Below are 22,714 nucleotides of genomic sequence, written 5' to 3' on the forward strand. Positions count from 1 at the left end.
GCCGAGGCTTTTCGAGAGGTGATATGTCGCAAGCGCGAGCTTGCGGCTTGCACCCCCGCCCTCCTGTGCGGTCTGCCATTGAGATGTTGGGGCGATAGGCGGGGTGCTGCGGCGAGGTACGCCGCCCAGTTCGAATGTCTGGTGGCGCTCGTCGCTCACAGAGGCCTTGCGGCGAAACAAGTCGACATTGCAGTTCTCCAAAATCCGTGAGATTCTTCGAAAAGTCGCACGAAATAGCGTGCGAACAACAAAGCGCCCCGACGTTTTCGGCGGACATCCAAACGCATCACAGATCGTGCCCCTGATTGTCGGTCGGACTGCTTAACCTGCCAAGGGAGGACGACAATGACTGTACGGCCAGACCCGACTTTCCACGCGACTGCCAAGCTCGCAATGCAGGCGCCAGTCGAAAATTTTGCCTACACTTTGATGTTGAGTCCCGACTTCTCTCAGCCAGATGGACTAGCCATAGTTGACGTAAACCCGAAGTCGAAGGACTACGGCAAGGTCGTCCATAGCGTGATAATGCCGAACAAGGGCGACGAGTTTCACCATTTCGGCTGGAACGCGTGCTCTTCGGCCCTTTCGCCGCTGAATGGTCACCCGTTTCTCGAGCGCCGCTTTCTGATCATTCCCGGTATTCGATCTTCGCGCATTTACGTCATCGACACCAAGGGCGGACCGACCAAGGCCAAGATCCACAAGGTCATCGAGCCAGAAGAAGTGTTTGCCAAGACGGGCTATTCCAGGCCTCATACGATTCACTGCGGTCCGGAAGGTATTTATGTCTCGACGCTTGGGGGCGGTGGCCCTGACGGCACCGACGGACCTCCCGGCATCTTTGTCATGGATTGCCAGACGTTCGACGTCATCGGGCGCTACGAGATCGATCGCGGGCCGCAGGACAAGCAGTATGATTTCTGGTGGAACCTGCCACGCGACTACATGGTGTCGAGCGAGTGGGCCCTTCCGCCCCAGTTCGAGCAGGGCATCGTGCCTGAAGACCTCCTGTCGAACAAATACGGACACCGGGTGCATTTCTGGAATTTGCGCGAACGCAGGAACGTGCAGACCATCGATCTGGGCGCCAACCACCAGATGGCGCTGGAAGTCCGCCCCGCCCATGACCCGGTCAAGGAATACGGTTTCCTTGGAGTGGTCGTCGACACGACAAACCTCGAGGGATCGATCTGGACCTGGTGGCGCGAGGGCGGCAAATTCCATTGCGAAAAGACGGCGACCATCCCGCCCGAGGCAGCCGCCAAGGATGACCTGCCGCCGTTGCTTCAGGGCTTCGAGGCGGTGCCGCCGCTAGTAACCGACATCGACCTGTCGCTCGATGACCGATTCCTCTACGTATCCTGCTGGGGCACCGGCGAGATGCGCCAATACGATGTGACCGATCCGATGAAGCCTAAGCTTGCAGGGTCCATCCATATTGGCGGCATCACGCGCAAGGCCAAGCATCCCGGCGGCGGCGACTACAGGGGCGGACCGCAAATGGTCGAGATCAGCCGCGACGGCAAACGCGTTTACTGGACCAACTCCCTGTATTCGACTTGGGACGATCAGTTCTATCGCGATGGTATTCCGGCAGCCATGGTCAAGGCCAATGTCGGCGAGAACGGTGGAATCACCCTGGACAAGGACTTTTATGTCGAGTTCCCCGAGGGGTATCGCTCGCACCAGATTCGTCTGGAAGGTGGCGATTGCTCGACGGATTCGTTCTGCTATCCGTCGGTGTAACCGACTGCCCGGGTCAATGAAGCGATGAGCGAGTGGACGACGGCCGGTCTCTGGCTGGCCGTCGTCGCCAGCGGCATTTATCACGGCATCAATCCTGGCATGGGCTGGCCGTTGGCCGTTTCGGCCGGCCTTTTGGACAGACGTGCCGGCGAATTGTTTCGGGCGCTCGGCCTTTTGGCAATAGGCCACTTTGTGGCGATGATCGGTATCCTGCTGCCCTTCGGCGCGATGCTGACGCTCATCGTCTGGGAACGACAGATTCGCATCGCGGCGGGGTTGATTGTGATCGCAGCCGGGATCTATCTCCTGATCAACCGGCGCCACCCGCGTGTTCTTGCCCGTATCCCGCCGGCGCAATTGGCCTTGTGGTCTTTCGCGGCCGCCACCGCGCATGGCGCCGGGCTGATGCTGGTGCCGATTTATCTCGGCTTGTGCCAGGCAGGCGATCTCGATGTTGGACACCAGGCGGCTACCACGCTCATGGCCGGTAATCTGATCACCGCCACCACCGTCTCCGTGGTCCATACGGCCGCGATGATTGTAAGCGGCGGTGTTATCGCCATTGCCGTCTATCGATGGCTCGGACCCAAGTTCATCTCACAAAGCTGGTTCAATCTCGACACTGTGTGGGCCCTGAGCCTGATCCTGGTGGGCGGAATTGGGATCGCGAGTATCGGATTCGCTCGCTAGCTTGCATGCATTGGCAAAGGAATTCTCCCTTCTGCGAATGTCAGGAAGGTCAGATCGCATCATGCGGCGCTCGCACCCAACAACCGCAAAGGGTCGTTCTTCCGCCGTCCAGAGGGTAACCAAGCGTTTGGATTCTACCACTAGAACGCGCTGACGTAGAGGCCGCCGTCGACCGGTACGTTCTGCCCGGTCAGGTAGCCGGCATGGACCGAGCACAGGAAGGCGCAGATCTGGCCGAATTCCTCCGGCGTGCCGAGCCGTTTGGCCGGAACATTGGCTGCTGCTTGCGCCTTGCGCGCGGCAGCTGCCGCCGGATCCTCGACACTGCCGGGTTCATGCGGGCCGCGCAGCCGGTCGGTGTCGAGTTTTCCCGGCAGCATGTTGTTGATCGTCACATTGCGGTCGATCACCGTCCGCGCGACGCCGGCGAGGAACGAGGTGAGGCCGGCGCGGGCGCCGGACGACAGGTCGAGGCCGGGGATAGGCACATAGACGGACAGCGAGGTGATGTTGACGATGCGGCCGAAGCCGCGCGCCGCCATGCCGTCGATCACGGCCTGAACCAGTTCGACAGGGGTTACCATGTTCTGGGTGACGCCCTCGAGGATCTTTTCGCGGTCGAGCGCGCGGAAATCGCGAAACGGCGGACCGCCATTGTTGTTGACGAGGATGTCGGGATCGGGGCAGGCGGCAAGCAGCGCCTGCTGGACATCGGGTTTGGATATGTCGCCGACGATCTCGGTCACCTTGACGCCGAATTTCTCCCGCAGTTCAGCGGCGGTTTTGGCCAGCACGTCGGCGCTGCGGCCATTGACGACCAGATCGCAGCCTGCCTCCGCCAGTGCCATGGCGCAGCCGCGTCCCAAGCCTTTGCTCGAAGCGCAGACGATGGCCTTCTTGCCGCGAATGCCGAGATCCATGGTGATTTTCTCCTCTGATTGCCGTGGCAACCTATCCGGATGGCTGGACCAATCGCAACCGTCATACGGTTGTTGCATGAATCGGGGCATAGCCTCACGCGAAAGCAACGGTGACAAATGATGTCCGGCGCAGAGCCCCGCACTTTCCGCAGCATGTTCATCTCCGACGTCCATCTCGGATCGAAAGCGGCGAAGGCCGAGTTCCTGATCGATTTCCTGCGCCATCACGATGCCGATATCATCTATCTCGTCGGCGACATCGTCGACGGCTGGCGCTTGAGACGAAGCTGGCATTGGCCGCAGAGCCACAATGACGTCGTCCAGAAATTGCTGCGCAAGGCGCGCAAGGGCGCCAGCATCACCTATATCGCCGGCAACCACGACGAGTTCGCGCGCCAGTTCCAGGGCGTGCATTTCGGCGGCATTGTCGTCGCCGACCGCGCCATCCACGAGACCGCCGATGGCAAACGCCTTCTTGTCATTCATGGCGACCAGTTCGACACCGTCGTCCACAATGCGCGCTGGCTCGCCTATCTCGGCGACTACGCCTATGACGCGGCGATGCTGGTCAACCGCATCATCACGCGCCTGCGCCAGGTGCTCGGCCTGCCTTACTGGTCGTTCTCGTCCTGGGCCAAGGTCAAGGTCAAGAAGGCGGTGAATTTCATCGGCTCGTTCCAGACCGTGCTGACCGAGGAGGCGCGCCGCTCGCACGTCGACGGCGTGATCTGCGGGCATATCCACCATGCCGCGATCGAAAGCTACGAGGACGTGCAGTACATCAACACCGGCGACTGGGTGGAGAGCTGCACGGCGGTGGTCGAGCATTTTGACGGCCGGATGGAGATCCTGCACTGGGCGCATGTCCTGCCGGAGACTCCGGTCGGCGGCGAGGTGCTCGTGCCGATCGACATCAAGGGCAGGGCAGTCCAGGCGGCTTGACCAAAACCCGGCCGCCCTCGCTTCAATCGGTTAGTCCAGCGGTTTCATCGACTTTTTCGCCGTGTTATGCAGCGGCAGGTGTGGTGGGCCGACCCGGCTGAATGCCGTGCCGACGGATCGCCTGTCAATGTCCTCGCTGCCGCCGCTTTCGCCCGAACAGCTCGTCAAGCCACGCCATTTCGAACTGCGCATGAGCTTGATCTTCTTCACGCTCTTCGTGCCGCTCGGAACGCATGTGCCGTATTTTCCCCTGTGGCTGCAGGCCAAGGGGTTCCACGCCGAGCAGATAGCCGTGATCCTCGCCGCGCCGATGTTCCTGCGTGTGGCAACGACGCCTTTTCTTACCGCGCTGGCAGACAAAGCGAGCGACCGCGCCAATGTCTATGTTGCGCTGGTCGCCGCATCGCTGATCCTGTCCGCCGGCTACCTCCTGCCGCCGACCTACGCAATGGTACTTGCCGTATCCCTGGCGCTGACGGTCGTTTGGACGCCGCATTCGCCGATTGCCGATTCGCTCGCCCTTTCAGGCGTTCGCCGCTTCGGCTCGAACTACGCCGGCATGCGCAAATGGGGCTCGATCTCCTATCTCTGTGCTAATCTCGCCGGCGGTTTCATCTTGTCGGCGAGCGGTGCTCAGGCTGTCCCGGTGATCATCTTCGTGTCGTTATGCGCTGCGCTAGCCGCCGGGCTGATTGCGCCGCGCCTCGGCCGCCCGCGCCGCGCCTCGCCGCTTTCGGCTGCCGACATTCAGCAATCGGCGTCAAAACTCCTCAACCCGTATTTTCTTTATTTTTCGACCGGGGTCGGCGTCATCACCGCCAGCCACGCGTTTCTCTACGGCTTCGTGTCGATCTACTGGAAGTCGATCGGCATCAGCGATTCGGTTGTTGGGCTGCTGTGGGGGTGGGGCGTCGTCGCCGAGATATGCATGTTCGTCGTCTTCACCCGGGCTTTCGCCTCCTTCTCGGCCGTGTCGATCATGCTGATTGCCGGGACAGGCGCTATCGTGCGCTGGATCGCCTTCCCTTTGATCTGGCCGCTTGGGCTTGGCGTTGGCGGGTTTTTCGCGATCCAGACGCTGCACGCGGTTTCGGTGGCGCTGGTGCTAATTGGCCTGCAAAAGATGATCGGTGAGACCGTCGTGGAAGAACGCACCGGGGCGGCGCAAGGCATCGCCTACTTTTCCAACGGCTTCTTCATGGCGGTGGCGACGCTGATTTCCGGTCCTCTTTACGACCGCTTCGGCGCGAGCGGCTTCTTTGCTATGATCCCGATCGCCCTGACGGGCCTGGCGCTGATCGGGCTTGCGGCGCGTTCAGCCCCACAGCGCCGGCTCGGGCGGTGACACCAGCGACCCTCGATAGACGAGACCGGGAACGCGGTCGCGGGCTAGCAGCAACGGACCGTCGAGATCGACGAAATCGGCATCCTGCGCCAACAGAACGGCCGGCGCCATCGCAAGCGATGTGCCGACCATGCAGCCGACCATAACGCCAAGACCCAGTTCGCGGGCGCGGTCGCGAAGCACGAGCGCTGCGGTCAGGCCGCCGGATTTGTCGAGCTTGATGTTGATGGCGTCGTAGAGGCCGACAAGCGCTCCAATATCCTTCGCCTCGTGCACGCTTTCGTCGGCGCAGATCGGCACCGGATGCGCGATGTGGCGAAGAATACCGTCATGTCCCGCCGGCAGCGGCTGTTCGATCAAGGCGATACCTTGCGCAGCGGCAAAGGCGAGGTTTTCTACGATGTTATCGTTCGTCCAGCCTTCGTTGGCATCAAGAATGATTCGGCTGTCGGGTGCCGCCGCCGTCACTGCGCGGATGCGGGCGATGTCGTTGTCGCCGCCGATCTTGACCTTGAGCAGCGGGCGCTGGGCGTTGGCGCGGGCATGCGCCGCCATCGCTTCCGGCTCGGCGAGCGACAATGTGTACGCCGTCTCAAGCGGTCGTAACGGAACGCTTCGTATCGTATGCGCCACCGGTGTTCCGCTGATCTTCGCTTCCAGGTCCCAGAGCGCGCAGTCGATGGCGTTGCGTGCCGCGCCGGCAGGCATGGCACCGAGCAGGGCGATGCGGCTGATGCCGTGCGCGATCTCACTGCGCATCGCCTCTATCGCGCCACGCACACCCTCAACGGTCTCGCCATAGCGCTTGTAAGGAACGCATTCGCCGCGCCCTGTACGGCCGTTTTCGGTGATGGCGCAGGAAATCACCTCCGCTTCGGTCTTCGAGCCGCGCGAAATGGTAAAGGTCCCGGCTATCGGAAAGCGCTCGGCCTCGACCGAAATGACACGCGCCATATTTTTCTGCTCCGGCTGTGCACAAGGAGGATGTCGGCAAATCGACAGCTCGGCCCCGTCAGGCTAAACAGGACGCCATGTTGACCATCCGCAAACGCGACGCAAGCGGCCCTGCCAAGGAGCCCGACCACCAGCCGCGCATCGCGATCGGCGAGGAGGGCGGCGTTCTCGGCTGCGCTTTCTCGGGAAGCTGGACGACACGCACCGTGGCGCTGGTCGATGCCGAGATGCGCAAGATCGAGAAGCGCAGCGGCTTCCAGACGCTGGCGCTCGATCTGTCGCAGATCGAGAAGATGGACACTGCCGGGGCGTGGCTGATCGATCGCCTGGTGAGCAGCTTCGAAAAGAAGGGCGTCGAGATCAAGATGCAGGGGCAAAGCGAGATTGCCTCGATCCTGCTTGGCGCCGTCGGCGATGCGGTTCGACGCGAGCCCGGATCCGGTCCGGCAAAGCCGCCCAACTTCATCATTCGGGGGCTCGAGGCGGTAGGCCGTCGCGTCTATGAGATGCGCGACGATTTCCTGGCCGCAATGAACATCCTCGGCGCCACGATACGCGGCTCTCAGATGAAGCTTGGCCGTGGCCATGCCGTCAATATGGCGGCGATCTTCAACCAGATCGATCGCATGGGCGTCGGCGCCATACCGGTGGTGGTGCTGATGTCGGCCATCGTCGGTGCGATCGTTGCCCAGCAAGGCGCCTATCAGCTCAGTTATTTCGGCGCCGACATCTTCGTCGTCGACCTGGTCGGCGTGCTGATCCTGCGCGAGCTCGGCGTTTTGATGACGGCGATCATGATCGCCGGCCGCTCCGGTAGCGCGATTACCGCCGAGATCGGCTCGATGAAGATGCGCGAGGAGGTCGATGCGCTGAAGGTGATCGGTCTTAATCCAATCGGCGTGCTGGTGTTTCCGCGGTTGGTCGCGCTGGTCGTCGCGCTGCCTTGCCTGACGATCATCGCCAACTTTGCAGCACTGGGCGGCGGCATTTTGGCTGCATGGCTCTACTCTGATATTGCACCGGCAGCGTTCATCGATCGGCTGCGTGTCGCAATCGACCTCAGTACCATCTTTGCGGGCCTGATCAAGGCGCCGTTCATGGCCATGATCATCGGCATAATCGCCTCGGTCGAGGGCATGAAGGTTGGCGGCAGCGCCGAATCGCTCGGCCAGCATGTCACCGCCTCAGTGGTGAAGTCGATCTTCGTGGTCATTATCCTCGACGGGCTTTTCGCCATGTTCTATGCAGCGATCGAGTTCTGAGATGGAGCTGCCGGGCACAAACACGACCAAGGTGGCGACGAAGGCCAAAGAAGACGAGATCGTGCTGTCAGCACACGACATCACCGTATCGTTCGCCGACCAGGTCGTTCTCGACAAATTGTCGCTCGATATCTGGCGCGGGGAGATTCTCGGCTTTGTTGGTGCCTCCGGTGCGGGCAAATCTGTTCTCTTGCGCACCATCCTTGGCTTGACGCGCAAGCAATCGGGAACAATCAAACTGTTCGGCGTCGACGTCGAGAAGGCAACCGAAAGGGAGCGCCTTCGCATCGACATGCGGCTTGGCGTGCTGTTCCAGCATGGCGCTCTATTTTCGGCGCTGACGGTCCTCGAAAACGTCCAGGTGCCGATGCGTGAATATCTCGATTTGCCGAAGAAGCTGATGGACGAACTTGCCATGCTTAAGGTGGAGTTGGTCGGACTGCCGCCGGAGGCGGCGCAGAAATTCCCCTCCGAGCTCTCCGGCGGCATGATCAAGCGTGCCGCCTTGGCGCGCGCCCTGGCGCTCGATCCGGACATCGTTTTCCTCGACGAGCCGACGTCCGGCCTCGATCCAATTAGTGCGGCTGAATTCGACGAATTGGTCGTCAAGCTGCGCGATACGATGGATTTGACCGTGTACATGGTCACGCATGATCTCGACACGCTGTTTACCGCGTGCGACCGCGTGGCGGTGCTTGGCAACAAGAAAGTGCTGGTCGAGGGCACGATCGACGACATGCTCAGGAGCGAGGAACCCTGGGTAAAATCCTATTTCCGCGGAAAACGCGCCCGGCAACTTGATCTTGCGGCGCGCGCATAGCCATAAGTGAGCAATGGAAACCAGGGCCAACTACGTCATTGTCGGCATTTTCACGCTGGCCGCGATCCTCGCGGCTTTCGCTTTCGTCTATTGGACGGCGGCTATCGGCGAAAGGGGCGAGACGGCGGTGCTGCGCGTGCGCATTCCAGGCTCCGCTTCGGGGCTCGGCCGTGGCAGTTTCGTGCTGTTCAATGGCGTCAAAGTCGGCGACGTGCGCCGTGTCTATATCGACGTCGACAATCCCACCGCTGCTATCGCCGACACCGAAATAGACCGGAACACGCCTATCACCAAGTCGACGCAGGCCGATATCGGGCTTGCCGGCCTCACCGGCCAGGCCAACATCGAGCTCAAGGGCGCCGACCCCAAGGAGCCAAAACTCCTCGACGAGGCGGAAAAGGAAGGCCGCGTCGCCGAGATCGTTGCCAACCCGTCGGCGGTCACCAACCTGTTGCAGACGGCGCAGAACATCTTCACCCGGGCCGACAAGGTCCTTTCGGAGCTCGAAGGCTTCACCAAAGATGTTCGCGGGCCGCTGACGCAGACCGTCAACAATGTCCAGACCTTCTCCGATGCACTGGCCAGGAATGCGGACGGCGTCGACAAGTTCCTGGCCAGCGTCAGCTCGCTGGCGGACGAACTGAAGGGTGTTTCGGGCAAGCTCGACGGCACGCTGAAGGCGGCGGAAGGGCTACTCAACGCCGTCGACAAGGACCAGATCAAGAGCATCGTCGCCAACGTCGACACGGTCACCGCCAATCTCAAGGAAACCAGCAAACAGTTCGACACGGTCATCAAGAATGTCGACACGGCGGTCGGCTCGATCAACGACTTCGCCCAGAAGACACAAGGCACGCTGGCCAAGGTCGACGGCGTTCTCGACGGCATCGATCCGGCTGAGGTGCGCACCGCGCTGGCCAATATCCAGAAGGCCAGCGAAAACGCCAACGAGGCTGCCGCCGACATCGCCAAGGTGACCAACAAGTTCGCCAACCGAGCCGATGACATCGATGAAACCATCAAAGACGCGCACCAACTCGCAGGACGCCTCAACGATGCCTCGGTGCGAGTCGACGGTATCCTTGCCAAGGTCGACAAACTGCTCGGCTCCGGCCAGGCCGACGGCGTCATGGCCGACGCCAGAGCGACGCTGAAATCGTTCAAGCAGGTCGCCGACACGCTGAACGCCCGTCTCGGTACCATTACCGACAATTTGGCGCGGTTCTCGGGACAAGGGCTGCAAAACGTCGAAGCGCTGGTCCAGGACAGCCGCCGTTCGATCAACCGCATCGAAGAGGCGGTAACCGATCTCAGCCGCAACCCACAAAGGATCTTGTCGGGCGGCGAGGGCGAGGTCCGGCAGTTCGACGGCAGGGTGCGCCGTTGACTTCGATCCCCGACCACCGCAAGAACATAGCTGGCAGATGCGCATTGTTTCCACGATCCGGGGGGGATCGCGTTTGAAGTCGATCAGTTCAGGCAGCATCACATCGGGCGGGTCTAAGGTCGGGGCGATGTTGCTGGCGCTTTCGCTTGCAAGCTGCGCGGCCTTGCCGGGCGGCAGACCGGCGCCGCTGGATACGTTCGAGCTTTCGGCGCCGTCGCTGGAAGCGCGTGCCCGCAGCCGGCGCCAGATACTCATCGCCCAGCCTTCGGCGCTCAAGGCGCTGGATAGCCAGAACATCGTCATCAAGCCATCACCGCGATCGATCCAGTATCTCAAGGGCGCGCAATGGGCCGACCGGCTGCCGATGATCGTACAGGCGCGGCTGGCAGAGACGTTCCAGCGCTCGGGCAGCTTCACCGGCGTCGGCAAGCCAGGCGAGGGGCTGGCGATCGACTATCAGGTGATCGTCGAGATCCGCTCGTTCGAGGTGCGTGTCGATGGCGGCGAACATGCCGAGGTCGAGCTGTTCGTGCGCCTGTTGAACGACCGCAACGGTGAAGTGCGCGCTTCGAAGACGTTTAGCGCCATCGCGCCCGTTTCGGGCAATGGCAACCAGGCCTATGTCGGCGCGCTCGATGCCGCGTTCGGCGATGCGGCCGGGCAAATCGTCCGCTGGACCGACACTGTGATCTGACGCGGCCGGAACTGCTGGCACGGCACTCTACAGCGCCAATGGAATTCAGTACGGCATGAAAAAGGCGGGAAATCCCGCCTTTTCATTTATTCTCTATCGCCCGCTCTAGTGAAGGCGGCCGCTGGCGTGTGCCAGCATCGTGTAGACCTTGCCGGTATCCGAGGTCAGGTAGGTCTGTGCCATGATGTTGTCGCGGTCGTTGCGCGACACGTCCTCGAGCAGCTTTTCGAAATCGTCGCAGTAACGATCGACAGCAGCTCGGAACTCCGCCTCCGACTGATATTTGCGGCGGATCTCGTCGAACGTCTGCTGGCCCTTCAGCGTGTAAAGTCGGCGCGTGAAGACGTCGCGCTCGCCGCGCCGGTAGCGGTTCCAGAGCTCGATCGAGGCATCGTGATCGATGGCGCGCGCGATATCGACCGAGAGCGAGTTCAGCGATTCCACGACATGAAGCGGCGAACGAGCAGCGGGAGCAGGGCGGGGCGCTTCGGCGGGCACCGCCGGCTTGGCGTCGTCTTCGCGCGATGCACCGGTCAGGAGGTCGCGCACCCAGCCGCCTTGCGGCGTGCGGCCGTTGGGGTCGCGCTGGCGTGGCGCTTGGTCTGCGGGACGTTCGAGGTCGAGCGTGCCGCGCAGCGCCGCCTCGCCCGAAGGCGCCTGCGGGGGACGGCGCTGTTCTGGAGCCGGAGCCGGGCGACGTGGCGGCTCAGCGGCGCGTGCGGCAGGCGCTTGCGGCGCCGGACGCAGGTTGCGCTGTTCCGAACTGTCGGCGCTACGGCCAGATTTCGCAACGATTTCAGAAAGTTCCTTCAGCGCATTGATCTGCTCTGAAACGGCACGGCGGATAGCCGTGGTCGATTCCTTTGCCTCTTCCGGCATCTCGATGACGCCTTTCTTGAGCTCGGCGCGGGTGAGGTCGAGCTCGCTCTTGATCGAGCCGGCGGTACGCCGCATCTCCTCGGTCGCATCGGCAAAGCGCTTGGTGGCCGAATCGACCACTTCGGAAATCGCGGTACGGATCTTGTCGGCGGATTCCAGCGTCTTGCCTTCGGCGTTCTGCAGCGTTTGGCCGACCAGATTCTCGAACGAGCGCATGACCCTTTCGAGATCTTCCGATTTCTTGACAAGGCCGACGGCGAGGTCCTCCAGCGACGATTGCCTTTCGAGCGTGTGCTCGAGATTGCTCTGGGCCGAGCTCAACAGGTCCGAGGCACTGGAAAGCAACCGGCTGTGCTCGTCGAACTTGGTGGCGATGGAAGCAACCTCGCGCAAGGTCGAGGACGACAGCTCGGTGAGCCGCGTCGTGTTCGAATCGACCAGGCGCGCCGAACTGGCGAAGGTCTGCGCGGTCTTTTCCGTGGTCGCTGCGAAGCTTTGCGTGCTCCCGGTCAGGCGTTCTTCAACCTGGCCGAGATTGCCCGCCGCCTGCTCGATCAATTGACCGAGCTGCGAGCTGGAGGTGGTCATGCGGCCGATGAGGTCGGCAACGCTGTCGGCAAGCGTCGAGCGCGCGCCTTCGACGGCCGACAGGGTTTCTGCCGTGCGGCTGGCGAGGGCGTCGACGAGGGCGGCGTTTTGAGTGCGCAGCTTCTCGGTCGCACGTTCTGTGACCTCTTCCATGCTCTTTTGCAGCTCGGAGCCGCCCTGGGCAAAGCGCTCGACCAGAGGCCGTGCCGTCTCGTCCAGGATTTTCGATATTTCGGCCGAACGTGCCGCAAGCATCGTATTGAGCTCGCGAGTATTGGCACCGATGGTCTTTGCAGCGTCATTGGTGCTCTGGCCGATATGCTGGCCGACCGCGGTGAAGGTTTCGGCGATCGTGTTGGCACGCGAGACCAACTGCGCCTCGGCGTTCGCGACCTGCTCGTTGAGCTTTTGGCCCATTGTCTCGGCGGAGTAGGCGAGGCGGTTCTCGACGCCGGCGACCTGCTCCTCGACGCGGGCCGCTGTGGCAGCCGCACTCGATGCCAGGCGTTCGTCGGCACCGGCAAGCACCTGCTCGATTTCACGGGCATGGACGGCGAGTTCCTGGCCAGTCTGTCTGGCGCGCTCGGCAACCCGCTGCTCGGTGCTGGTGAAGGCGCCGACAATGGTGTCGGCATGTTCGCCGATGGCAGTGCTGCTGTCGGCGATACGGGATACCAGGCGATGATCCGCCTCCTCGAAGATGCGGCCGATCTCGGACGCACGGGCCGAAAGTGCTTCGGAGCCTTCGGCAATGCGCGAAATAAGTTGCTGGTCGGCGGCGTCGAAAATGCGACCCAGATCCGACGCGCGTGCCGCGAGCGCTTCGGCGGATTCGCCGATGCGCATGCCCAGTCGCTCGTCGGCCGTTTCGAAATTGCGCAGGATGTCGCCGGCACGTGCCGCCAGCGACTGGGCCGTTTCGATGGCGCGAGAGACCAGCCTGTGGTCCGCCGCGTCGAAGGTGCCGGCAATCTCACTTGCTCTGGCTGCCAGCTGATCGGCCGTTTCCTGGGCGCGCGCGAGCAAGGTGTTCGACGTGTCGTCGACGCGGGCAATCAGTGCGCTCGACGTATCCTCGGCGCGCGCGGCAAGGCGACGGTCCGCCTCTTCAAAGGTGCGGGCGATGTCCTCCGCCCTGGCGAGCAGGGCAGCGGAGGTCTGCTCGGCGCGCTCAGCGATCTTGCGGTCGGCATCGCTGAATGCCGAGCCCGCCTGCTCATGCAGCGCGCTGGTGACTTCCAGGACCTTCTCGCGCAGCGCCCCGGCGACGAAGACCGCGCTTTTTTCGAGCACACTGCGAACGTTGTCGACACCCGTCGACAGCGCCCGCTCCATGGTGCTGGCGCGCTCCTCGATGATGCCTGTCTGCCGGCTGAACGCCTGCTCGATCTTTTCTACGTCGGCAGCGATTGCATCGGAGATGTCGGTGCTCCTGGCGGCGATCTGGTCGATATGGCCGGACAGCGAACGGTCGACATCCTTGCGCGTTTCGGCGAGCCTGGAGAGATCGTCCTGCAATGCGCGGGTCAGCATGTCGCGGCCCTCGCTCAGCTTGCCGACATGACCGGCGACGATCTCGTCGACCTCGCTGCGGCTCATTGCAAGCCTCTCCAGGTCGGCTTCCAACGCGCGCCTGAGGATGTCGCGGCCTTCCGCCAGTTTCTCGACCTGGCCGGCAACCAGCCCATCGATGCTCGAACGGCTTTCGGCCAGCTTGGCGAGATCGTCCTCGAGCGCCTTCGACAGGGTCGAGCGGTCCTGGACGAGCTTCTCTGCGTGGGTTGCGACAAGGCTGTTGACGTTGCCGAGATCGGCTTCTAGCGCACGCGAAAACTGCGCGCGATTATCGGTCAATAGCTGCGACTGATCGGCGATGGCGCCCCTGATCGTGTTGAGATCGGCCTCCAAGGCGCGCTTGAGGATATCGCGGCCTTCGGCCAGTTTCTCGACCTGGCCGGAAACCAGTCCGTCGATGCTCGAGCGGCTTTCGGCCAGCTTGGCAAGATCATCTTCCAAGGCGCGCCTGAGGATGTCGCGACCCTCGGCCAGCTTCTCGACCTGGCCGGCGACCAGCCCGTCGATGCTCGAACGGCTCTCTGCCAGCCTGGCAAGATCGTCCTCGAGCGCTTTCGAGAGGGCCGAACGCTCTTCGGTAAGCTTGTTCATATGTTCGGAGACGACGCCCCGCACGGTCTCGAGATCGGTCTCCAGTGCCCGCGACAGCTGACCACGGTCTTCCGCCAGCTTTTCGGACTGGCTGGCGATGACGCCCTTGACAGTGCTCAGATCGGCTTCGAGCGCACGCTTGAGGATGTCGCGGCCCTCTGCCAGCTTTTCGACCTGGCCGGCAACCATCACATCGATGCTCGAGCGGCTTTCGGCCAACTTGGCGAGATCGTCTTCGAGCGCCTTCGAAAGGGTCGAACGGTCTTCGGCAAGCTTGTTCATGTGATCGGAGACAACGCCCCGCACAGCCTCCAGGTCGCTCTCCAGCGCCCGTGACAACTGGCCACGGTCTTCCGCCAGCTTTTCAGACTGGCTGGCGATGACGCCCTTGATCGCGTTCAGGTCCGATTCAAGCGCGCGCTTGAGGATATCGCGGCCTTCCGCCAGCTTCTCGACCTGGCCGGCAACCAGCCCATCGATGCTCGACCGGCTTTCGGCCAGCTTGGCAAGATCGTCCTCAAGCGTCTTCGAAAGCAGGCTGCGGTCATCGGCGAGCCTGCCAGAATGATCAGCGATCAGACTCCTGATGTCGGAGAGGTCGTTATCGAGTGACTGGGAAAGACCGCTGCGGTCTTGCGCCAATTTCGCCGAATGCGCCTCGATGAGGCCATTGATGCCGGCGATGTCGGCTTCCAGCGCACTGGCGAGTATGGCGCGACCCTCGGCGATCTTTTCGACCTGACCGGCGACGAGGCCGTCGATGGCGGCGCGATTCTCTGCCAACTTGCCGAGGTCGGCCTCGAGCGCGCGCGAAAGGATGCTGCGGCCTTCGGCGAGCTTGCCGACGTGCCCGGCAACCATTTCATCAATTATCGTACGAGCTTGCACGAGTTTTCCGGAGTCTTCGTTCAGGGCCTGGGCCAGCCTGTTGCGACCCTCTTCAAGGCTTTCGAGATGGCTGCCCAGTGAAGCGTCGATCGCTGCGCGCGATTCGTTGACCTTGCGCAGATCCTCCTCAAGGGCGCGCGAGATAAGGCTGCGGCCTTCGGCAAGCTTCTGCACCTGGTTGGCCACCGCTGCGTCGATTTCGGCGCGACCCTCGGCGAATTTCGCCAGATCGGCCTGCATTGCCGCCGCCATCCGGTCGCGGCTTTCGGAAAGCTTGCGGCTATGGTTTTCAACGGCTTCCTCTATGCCGGCGCGAGCATCGGCAAGCCGCTGGATGTCCGTGTCGAACGAACGCGATACGACATGGCGTGCCGCTTCCATGCGCCCGGCGAAATCGCCGGCGCGGGCTTCAAGCATGGTCGAGGTCGATGAAATGATGTCGGCCATGTCGGCACCGATCTGGGTCTTGCCCTGATCGATCATTGCCGACAGCGTCTCCTTGCTATCCTGGAAGGTGTGGGCGATTTCGCGCGCGCGCTCGACCAGCGTCTCGTTGATCTGGCGTGCGCGAGCCTCCAGCGCGGCGTTGAGCTTCTGCGTGCCGGTGTCGAGCGCCTCGGCGCGGGTCTGGAACTCGCTGATCAGCGCCTGGCCACGTTCGGCAAGCGTCCGCTCAATGCCGTTGAGGCTGGCTTCGAATTCCGAATTGAGTGTGCGGGCGGCGCCGCCGAGCAGCGACACCATGCCGCTTGTGCGGTCGTCGAGCAGGTCGGTCAGCGACCGCGTCAGGCCATCGGTGGTGTCCGTCAGCTTGGCGATGCGGGTGTCGAGCAGGCTGGCGAAGGCCTCGCCCGACGTCGACAGCCGATCGGTGATCGATTCGAGCCGGCCTTCCACCGAATCGAAGATCGACATCGAGCTTCCGTTGATCCTGTCGATCAGCGTGTCGCCGGATTCGTTGATCGTCATCGACAGCTTGGTCGAGGCATTGAGAATGCTGTCGCGAATGATATCGCTGGCGGCGTTGATCTCGTCTTTCAGTGTCTCGTGGGCGCCGGTGATCGAGGCGCGCACGCGCTCGGCATGGGTGACGACTGCTTCGCGCTCGCTGCCCAGCCCGTCGACCAGCGAGCGGATGCGGGACTCGTTCTCTGAATAGGAGCGCTCGATCTGGTTCACCTCGCTGTGAACCAGCGTTTCGAGCTCGACGGCACGCGCAAGCGTGCGTTCGATGCCTTCGCCCATGGCTGCCACCTCGCGGCGAACCGCTTGGCCGATCATCATGACGCGATCCTGGGCAAGATTTTCCGGCTCGGCCAGACGGAAGGCCACCTCGGTCATCGACTGCGCGGCAAGGCGCATCTCCTGAGCGCGGCGAATCATCACTGCGAATGCCCAGAACAGGATGACGGGCACGATTGCCGCGACCGCCAGGCCGATCAGCTCGGGACGGGCGAAAAACTGATCGAAGGTGCGGATGTTCCAGATGCCAGGTCCGAACAACAGGTTCGCAAGGCCGCCAGCACCGGCGATCCAGGCCAGCGAAACGAAAGCCACGACCCAATAGATCGTGTTCGAGGCGCGCCGATTGAGGGTGTGCAGGAGCGTCTTATAGTCTTTTTGACGATCGTCGTTGGCCGGCGAGAAAGCTGCCGGCTGCGAGCCATTGCGCGTTGCGACAGGACGCAACTCAGCTGGCTTGGCCTTTGGCGCGGAATTTGCGTTCTGGCTTTGATTGGCGGCTGGTGCCGCGTTCTGGGTCTGGTCCGGCGCAGGCGGTTCGTTCTGGCTGCGACCTTCGCGCGCCAGCTCGTCGGCGGCTTGCGATATTTGCGCTTCCAGATCTTCCATGGATGCCGCCATGTCGAAGTCGCCGCCGGCATCGCCGCTCAGGTCGATATCGAGTGCCTTTTCGAGTTCCCTGGCTACGTCGCTGTCGAGCGTTCTTGTCGTCGTTGGTTTCTTCGCCATGCCTTCGCTACCCTGTACAAGCTGCGGCGGGACTTATGGTTCTGCTTATTGATTCTGCCTAGCGTGTCCCGCGCAGGAGGCTGAAAATGGACCTGTCGTATCGTAATGACACAGCCGGGTAAAGAAAACATGCATTCCGCCCGATACGTAAAACTTTAAATATAAGGTTAACACAGCCGTGATTCCGGCGCCGTTATCGCGACATTTTTCCGGGCCAATCATTAACCCGTTGTCCACCGGATACGCCTAGTTTTTGCGGCGGTCGAAGAACGGAGTCTCAAAGTGATACGTGGCGAAAACGGCATTGCCTTCTCGATGCCCGGCGGCGATGTGTCGGGGACAGCCGGGGCGCGGCCGATCGACCTGGGGCATCTTGCGCGCCAGACGATGGGCGATCGGAGCCTCGAGCAGGAGGTGCTGGCTCTGTTCGTGCAGCAGGCGCTGTCGGTGCGCGACAAGATCGTCGATGCGGATGTCGGGCAGCGGCTGCTATTGGCACACGGGCTCAAAGGCTCGGCGCGCGGGGTCGGCGCCTTCGCCATCGCCGATTGCGCCAGTGCGATCGAATGCCGGCCCGAAGACGCCGGCACGCTGAAGCGGCTTGGCTCGCTGATCGAAGAAGTGCGCGACTTCGTCGCCGCCATCAGCCGATAGCACTTATTCCCGAAACGCCACACAGCGGCGCTTTGGCGCCGCAGTTGACTTGTCCGGCAGAGTGATTATGTCGGCTCAGACTCCCTTCAGGTGACAAATGACCAAGCTGACCTTCATCGCCCATGACGGCACGCGTTTTGACGTGGATGCCGAAAACGGCTCAACCGTCATGGAAAATGCGATCCGCAATGCGGTGCCGGGAATAGAAGCGGAATGCGGCGGCGCCTGCGCCTGCGCGACCTGCCATGTTTATGTCGACGAAGCCTGGACGGCGGAGGTCGGCGAGCCGGAAGCCATGGAAGAGGACATGCTGGATTTCGCCTACGACGTCCAGCCGAATTCGCGGCTGTCATGCCAGATCAAGGTGCGCGACGCCCTCGACGGGCTGGTCGTGCGCGTGCCGGCCCGCCAGGGCTGAAGCCGATTTTTGCCGCTGCCGCTTGGCAGCGGACCAATGGTCATGCAGTGTCGCGCCGTTTTCCCATAAAGGCGCATGCTTCATGACCGCTATCATCAAGACAGACGTACTCATTGTGGGGGCAGGGCCTGTCGGCCTGTTTGCGGTATTCGAGCTCGGCCTCTTCGACATGAAGTGCCATCTGATCGACATACTCGACCGGCCCGGCGGGCAGTGCGCCGAACTCTACCCGGAAAAGCCGATCTACGACATTCCGGGCTGGCCCTCGATCTCGGCACAAGGCCTGGTCGACAAGCTGCTTGAGCAGATCGCGCCGTTCAAGCCCGAATTCACCTATAACCGCATGGTTTCGGGCCTGGAAAGACTGGAGGACGGCAGCTTCCGCGTCACTACCGACGAAAACGAGGTGTTCGAAGCCAAAATAGTCGTGATAGCCGCTGGCGGCGGCTCTTTCCAGCCGAAGCGGCCGCCGATTCCGGGCATCGAACCCTATGAAGGCAAGAGCGTGTTCTACTCGGTGCGCCGGATGGAGGACTTTCGCGGCCATGACCTCGTTATCGTCGGCGGCGGCGATTCGGCGCTCGACTGGACGCTGAATCTGCAGCCAGTGGCCAAGAGCGTGACACTGGTGCACCGGCGGCCCGAATTCCGTGCAGCGCCCGACAGCGTCAACAAGATGTATGCCATGCAGGAGATGAAGCAACTGGAATTCCAGGTCGGACAGGTGACTGGCCTGACCGGCGCCGACGGCCAGCTCGCCTCCGCCATCATCAAGGGACCGGAGGGCGATATCGAAGTACCGTGTACGCGGATGCTGCCATTCTTCGGCCTGACGATGAAGCTCGGCCCAATCGCCGAATGGGGCCTCAATCTCCACGAGAACCTGATCCCGGTCGACACCGAAAAATTCCAGACGTCGGTGCCTGGCATCTTCGCCGTAGGCGACATCAACTGGTATCCCGGCAAGTTGAAGCTGATCCTGTCAGGCTTCCATGAGGTCGCTTTGATGGCGCAAGCAGCCAAGCGCATCGTCAGCCCCGGCGAGCGCATTGTGTTCCAGTATACGACCTCGTCGACCAGCTTGCAGAAGAAGCTCGGCGTGGTCGACTGACCCTCGCTGTATTTTTGTCGGGCCGGTCTACTCCGCCAACGCTGGGGCCACAGCCTCGGCATGGCCTCGAAGCGCTTTTTCCGGCATCAGCCAGAGCGTGATGAACGACAACAGCAAGGTTGCGGCCGCTGCAAGAAAGATCATCACGAACGGCATGGCCGAGGCAACATGGCCGGCCGGCTGCGTGCCTTCGCTGGCCAGCGGCAGGCCGTAGCCAAGGGCGACGGCACCAAGCATGGCGACGCCAAGCGCACTGCCCAGCGAGCGGAGGAAGGTGAGAACGCCGGTCGCCACGCCAAGGTGCATACGATCGACGGCGTTCTGGACCGAGACAGTGGCAACCGGAAAGGTCGTGCCTGTGCCCAGGCCTACGCAGGTCGTCAACACCTCGACGAGCAACAGTGAGGCATGCCCGGCGACCAGGCTGAGCACGCCGAGGCACAGGATCGAGAAAACCGTTCCGATCATGGCAATGCGTTTATAGTGGAAAAAGCGCGGGATCATTCGCGCGCTGAAGGTCGCACCGGCCACCGTGCCGAGCATCAGCCCAAGCAACGCGGTGCCCGATTCGCTGACCGATAGGCCGACGACCGATTGCAGGTAGACCGGCAGATAGACCGACAAGCCGACATTGGCGGCCTGCAGCAGGAACATCGACAGCGTCCCGGCGAGAACGATCGGATTGCCGAGCACTTCGAGCGAGATCAGCGGTTCGGCCGCACGCAGCAGCCGCAGCGCGAACGCGCTCCAGAACACCGCTGAGCAGATGAGCAGTCCAAGGATTTCAGGCGACAGCCAGGGATACTCGCTGCCGCCCCAGTTCAAGGCAAGCAGCAGCAGCGAGGTGGCCGCGACCAGAAGCAGGGCACCGAGGCCGTCGATGCGGTGATGTTTTGCGGAGATCGGCAGCTTCTTGAGCGGGTTGTTGATGATCGCCATCGCCAGCAGGCCGAGCGGAATGTTGATCCAGAAGATCAGCGACCAATGCAGATGTTCGGCGAAGGTGCCGCCGAGCAGCGGCCCGGCGATGCTGGCGACGGCCCAGGTGCCCGAGATCCAGGCGGCGTAGCGAGCCCGCTCGCGCGGCGGCACGAGGTCGCCGATCACGGTCTGCGTCAGGGCGAACAGCCCGCCGCCGCCGGCGCCCTGGATCGCCCGGCCGACAACCAGGACCAGCATGTTGGGGGCGGTGGCGCTGACCAGCGAGCCGGCGAGAAAGATCAGGATTGCAGCATAGACGGTCGGCCGGCGACCATAAATGTCGGAGATCTTGCCGTAGAGCGGCGCCACGGCGGTCGCGGTCAGAAGATAGCCGGTCACGATCCACGGCAGATACTCGGCATGCCCGAGCAGACGTGCCATCGTCGGCATCGCCGGCGCGACGATGGTCTGGTCGAGCGCTGCCAGCAGCATCGACAAGAGCACGCCGCCGATGATGGCGTTTTTCTCGGTTTCGGTCAGCGGCGTGCTGGTTTCCACCATCGCTTGCTTGTCGATAGCCTGGTCCATATCCATTCATCCCATTACGCTTGGGTGCACGTCCGCGAGGCGCTGGAGTGCGTCGAGTGTACAGATTGGCCGTGTTCTCGTGCCTTTGAGATGAGCCCTGCGAACTCGATATATGTCGTTCGCTATAGGCCGATTTCGACAGCGGCTCGAAAGTTTTTCGAAGCTGGCACCATGTTTCGGCAAAATTGGCTTTGTCCGACGACGCGGAGTTCAGCCGGGAGCGAGTCGGCCGTTCTCAATGCGCTCGATGCGGTAATTCAAGAGCCGCAGGATGCGGCTTTGGAAATTGACGCTTTCCACACGATCGAAGCGCATCTGCTCCTGGTCGTGCTTGGCGAGCATGGCCGCCGTTATTTTTGCGGCCTTGGCCTTGGCCAGTTCGCAGGTCTTTTCCGGGTAGCTCGCCTTCAAGGCGTCTTCGAGTTCGCGGCCATGGTTCTTGGCAATCTCGACGTGGCGTTCCTCATGGCGCTTGATGTCGGCGGACAACGTATCCCAGAACAGCCTGACGCCTGCATCGGCTTTCCGCGGGCGGCGCCACTGCGGAAGGATCACCTTGACCTTGACGATGACGACAGCGTCGGCAATCCAGCACGAGCCCGGCTTTTGTGCATAGCTGACGCGGGTGGTGAACGCCATCTGGGTAGCGCCTGGATGCCGCGACCCGGTGCTTTTCACCTGAGGCCCGAGTTTCGACAGTTGGGTCTCGATGTCGTCGAGCGTCCTGCCGCCGATCGGGAAATAACTATATGTCTTGACGAGAGTTGCAGCGCTGGCCGGGAATGCGGTCAGGGCGAGCATCAGGGCGCAAAGGAAGGATCGTTTCATCGTGTTGCCTCTTTGCCCACCTTGCTTTACCGCCGTCTCCGGCGCAACGGAATTGATCCCCGGCCACGCCGCGGGATCGGACATGGTTGATGGGCAATGATGACAGGGCGATGGCAGTTAGCCCACGGACGCCATCTCGACATTGGTGGCAAGGCCGTGGTCGTCGGCATCCTCAACATCACGCCGGACAGTTTTTCCGACGGCGGCCTGTTCGATGCGCCTGAAAGAGCAGTTGACCAGGCGCGCCGCATGGTCGGGGAGGGGGCCTCCGTCATCGACATCGGCGGAGAATCGACACGTCCCGGGGCGTCTGCGATCTCCGCAAAGGAAGAGCAGGCTCGCATATTGCCGGTCATCGAGGCGCTCGCGACGTCTGGCGGAACGCTGATCTCGGTCGATACCTATCGCGAGGAAACGGCCCGGCTCGCCGTTCAAGCCGGCGCACATATCGTCAATGATGTCTGGGGCCTGCAGCGCGAACCGGGCATTGCCCGCGTCGCGGCCGAAACCGGCGCCGGGCTTGTCATCATGCACACGGGACGGGATCGACAGAAACTACCCGACGTGATTGCCGATCAGCTCTTCTTCCTCAGGAAGTCGCTGGAAATTGCGCGACGGAGCGGTGTTGCCGACGACCATATCGTGCTCGACCCGGGCTTCGGCTTCGCCAAGGAGACGGCCGCTGAAAATCTTGACCTGATGGCACGGTTTTCCGAGCTTCGTGCGCTGGGTTTTCCACTGATGGCCGGCACATCGCGAAAGCGCTTTATCGGCACCGTCACCGGCCGCGATGCAGCCGCAAGGGGCGCCGGAACCGCGGCCACCAGCGTCATCCTGAGGCTCAGAGGCGCGCATCTCTTTCGCGTCCACGATGTCGCAATCAACGTGGATGCGTTGGCCATTGCCGATGCTATGCTGGCGCGTGAGATCGGGGAAAGCTGA

The 22,714-nt window shown here is 62.4% G+C and carries 17 protein-coding genes; 12 read left to right on the forward strand and 5 right to left on the reverse strand.

The annotated features are described in order from the left end of the window. The first annotated feature begins 345 nt into the window (after positions 1 to 345). Together NKJ13_RS14420 and NKJ13_RS14425 are read left to right on the forward strand one after the other, a co-directional pair. Positions 346 to 1,746, forward strand: coding sequence for a selenium-binding protein SBP56-related protein (locus NKJ13_RS14420; RefSeq protein ID WP_352688254.1), 1,401 nt, complete (start codon positions 346 to 348; stop codon positions 1,744 to 1,746). A gap of 24 nt (positions 1,747 to 1,770) precedes the next feature. Beyond that, positions 1,771 to 2,436: a hypothetical protein gene (locus NKJ13_RS14425; RefSeq protein ID WP_254820173.1), complete on the forward strand. Its 666-nt coding sequence runs from the start codon at positions 1,771 to 1,773 to the stop codon at positions 2,434 to 2,436. A 140-nt stretch (positions 2,437 to 2,576) separates the two neighbouring features. On the opposite strand, the gene NKJ13_RS14430 is transcribed toward NKJ13_RS14425, so the two are convergent. Next, positions 2,577 to 3,356, reverse strand: a complete 780-nt coding sequence (locus NKJ13_RS14430) for an SDR family oxidoreductase (RefSeq protein ID WP_352736616.1) — start codon at positions 3,354 to 3,356, stop codon at positions 2,577 to 2,579. A gap of 120 nt (positions 3,357 to 3,476) precedes the next feature. On the opposite strand from NKJ13_RS14430, the gene NKJ13_RS14435 reads away from it, so the two are divergent. Both NKJ13_RS14435 and NKJ13_RS14440 read left to right on the forward strand, forming a co-directional pair. Continuing rightward, positions 3,477 to 4,298, forward strand: coding sequence for a UDP-2,3-diacylglucosamine diphosphatase (locus NKJ13_RS14435; RefSeq protein ID WP_352507849.1), 822 nt, complete (start codon positions 3,477 to 3,479; stop codon positions 4,296 to 4,298). Between the two features lie 127 nt (positions 4,299 to 4,425). Beyond that, positions 4,426 to 5,643 carry an MFS transporter gene (locus tag NKJ13_RS14440; RefSeq protein ID WP_352736614.1) on the forward strand — a complete coding sequence of 406 codons (1,218 nt, stop codon included), beginning with the start codon at positions 4,426 to 4,428 and terminating at the stop codon, positions 5,641 to 5,643. On the opposite strand, the gene dgcA is transcribed toward NKJ13_RS14440, so the two are convergent. Then, entirely contained in the window at positions 5,614 to 6,597 is a 984-nt protein-coding gene (gene dgcA, locus NKJ13_RS14445) for an N-acetyl-D-Glu racemase DgcA (protein ID WP_352736612.1), read from the reverse strand. The two genes, NKJ13_RS14440 and dgcA, sit on opposite strands and share 30 nt — an antisense overlap. 77 nt (positions 6,598 to 6,674) lie before the next feature. Between dgcA and NKJ13_RS14450 the strand changes: the two genes are divergently transcribed. The 4 genes from NKJ13_RS14450 (at position 6,675) to NKJ13_RS14465 (ending at position 10,760) form a co-directional block, all read left to right on the forward strand. Further along, positions 6,675 to 7,859 (forward strand): ABC transporter permease, encoded by a 1,185-nt coding sequence (locus tag NKJ13_RS14450; protein ID WP_352645537.1) that lies wholly within the window; start codon positions 6,675 to 6,677, stop codon positions 7,857 to 7,859. Between the two features lies 1 nt (position 7,860). Further along, on the forward strand, positions 7,861 to 8,679 hold the full coding sequence (locus NKJ13_RS14455) for an ABC transporter ATP-binding protein (protein WP_352507853.1): 819 nt from the start codon (positions 7,861 to 7,863) through the stop codon (positions 8,677 to 8,679). Positions 8,680 to 8,692: 13 nt separating this feature from the next. Further along, positions 8,693 to 10,066: an MlaD family protein gene (locus NKJ13_RS14460; RefSeq protein WP_254820180.1), complete on the forward strand. Its 1,374-nt coding sequence runs from the start codon at positions 8,693 to 8,695 to the stop codon at positions 10,064 to 10,066. Between the two features lie 127 nt (positions 10,067 to 10,193). After that, positions 10,194 to 10,760 (forward strand): ABC-type transport auxiliary lipoprotein family protein, encoded by a 567-nt coding sequence (locus tag NKJ13_RS14465; protein ID WP_352479047.1) that lies wholly within the window; start codon positions 10,194 to 10,196, stop codon positions 10,758 to 10,760. Between the two features lie 105 nt (positions 10,761 to 10,865). Here the strand turns inward: NKJ13_RS14465 and NKJ13_RS14470 are convergent, their stop codons facing one another. Continuing rightward, entirely contained in the window at positions 10,866 to 17,252 is a 6,387-nt protein-coding gene (locus NKJ13_RS14470; protein WP_352777850.1) for an apolipoprotein A-IV repeat region-like domain-containing protein, read from the reverse strand. 285 nt (positions 17,253 to 17,537) lie between these two features. Here NKJ13_RS14470 and NKJ13_RS14475 point away from each other — a divergent pair, with 285 nt between their 5' ends. The 3 genes from NKJ13_RS14475 (at position 17,538) to NKJ13_RS14485 (ending at position 19,435) form a co-directional block, all read left to right on the forward strand. Further along, entirely contained in the window at positions 17,538 to 17,906 is a 369-nt protein-coding gene (locus NKJ13_RS14475) for an Hpt domain-containing protein (RefSeq protein WP_254817406.1), read from the forward strand. Positions 17,907 to 18,003: 97 nt separating this feature from the next. Beyond that, the gene (locus tag NKJ13_RS14480; RefSeq protein ID WP_254817397.1) at positions 18,004 to 18,324 is read left to right on the forward strand and encodes a 2Fe-2S iron-sulfur cluster-binding protein; all 321 of its coding nucleotides are present in this window, start codon (positions 18,004 to 18,006) and stop codon (positions 18,322 to 18,324) included. Between the two features lie 82 nt (positions 18,325 to 18,406). Next, entirely contained in the window at positions 18,407 to 19,435 is a 1,029-nt protein-coding gene (locus tag NKJ13_RS14485) for an NAD(P)/FAD-dependent oxidoreductase (RefSeq protein ID WP_254817396.1), read from the forward strand. A 27-nt stretch (positions 19,436 to 19,462) separates the two neighbouring features. On the opposite strand, the gene NKJ13_RS14490 is transcribed toward NKJ13_RS14485, so the two are convergent. Together NKJ13_RS14490 and NKJ13_RS14495 are read right to left on the reverse strand one after the other, a co-directional pair. Continuing rightward, positions 19,463 to 20,944, reverse strand: coding sequence for an MDR family MFS transporter (locus NKJ13_RS14490; protein WP_352705536.1), 1,482 nt, complete (start codon positions 20,942 to 20,944; stop codon positions 19,463 to 19,465). Between the two features lie 210 nt (positions 20,945 to 21,154). Next, the gene (locus NKJ13_RS14495; RefSeq protein ID WP_352507857.1) at positions 21,155 to 21,772 is read right to left on the reverse strand and encodes a DUF922 domain-containing Zn-dependent protease; all 618 of its coding nucleotides are present in this window, start codon (positions 21,770 to 21,772) and stop codon (positions 21,155 to 21,157) included. Between the two features lie 96 nt (positions 21,773 to 21,868). Here NKJ13_RS14495 and folP point away from each other — a divergent pair, with 96 nt between their 5' ends. After that, positions 21,869 to 22,714, forward strand: a complete 846-nt coding sequence (folP, locus tag NKJ13_RS14500; protein WP_352752755.1) for a dihydropteroate synthase — start codon at positions 21,869 to 21,871, stop codon at positions 22,712 to 22,714.

The organism is Mesorhizobium sp. M0174 (assembly GCF_040322275.1).
Classification (GTDB): domain Bacteria; phylum Pseudomonadota; class Alphaproteobacteria; order Rhizobiales; family Rhizobiaceae; genus Mesorhizobium.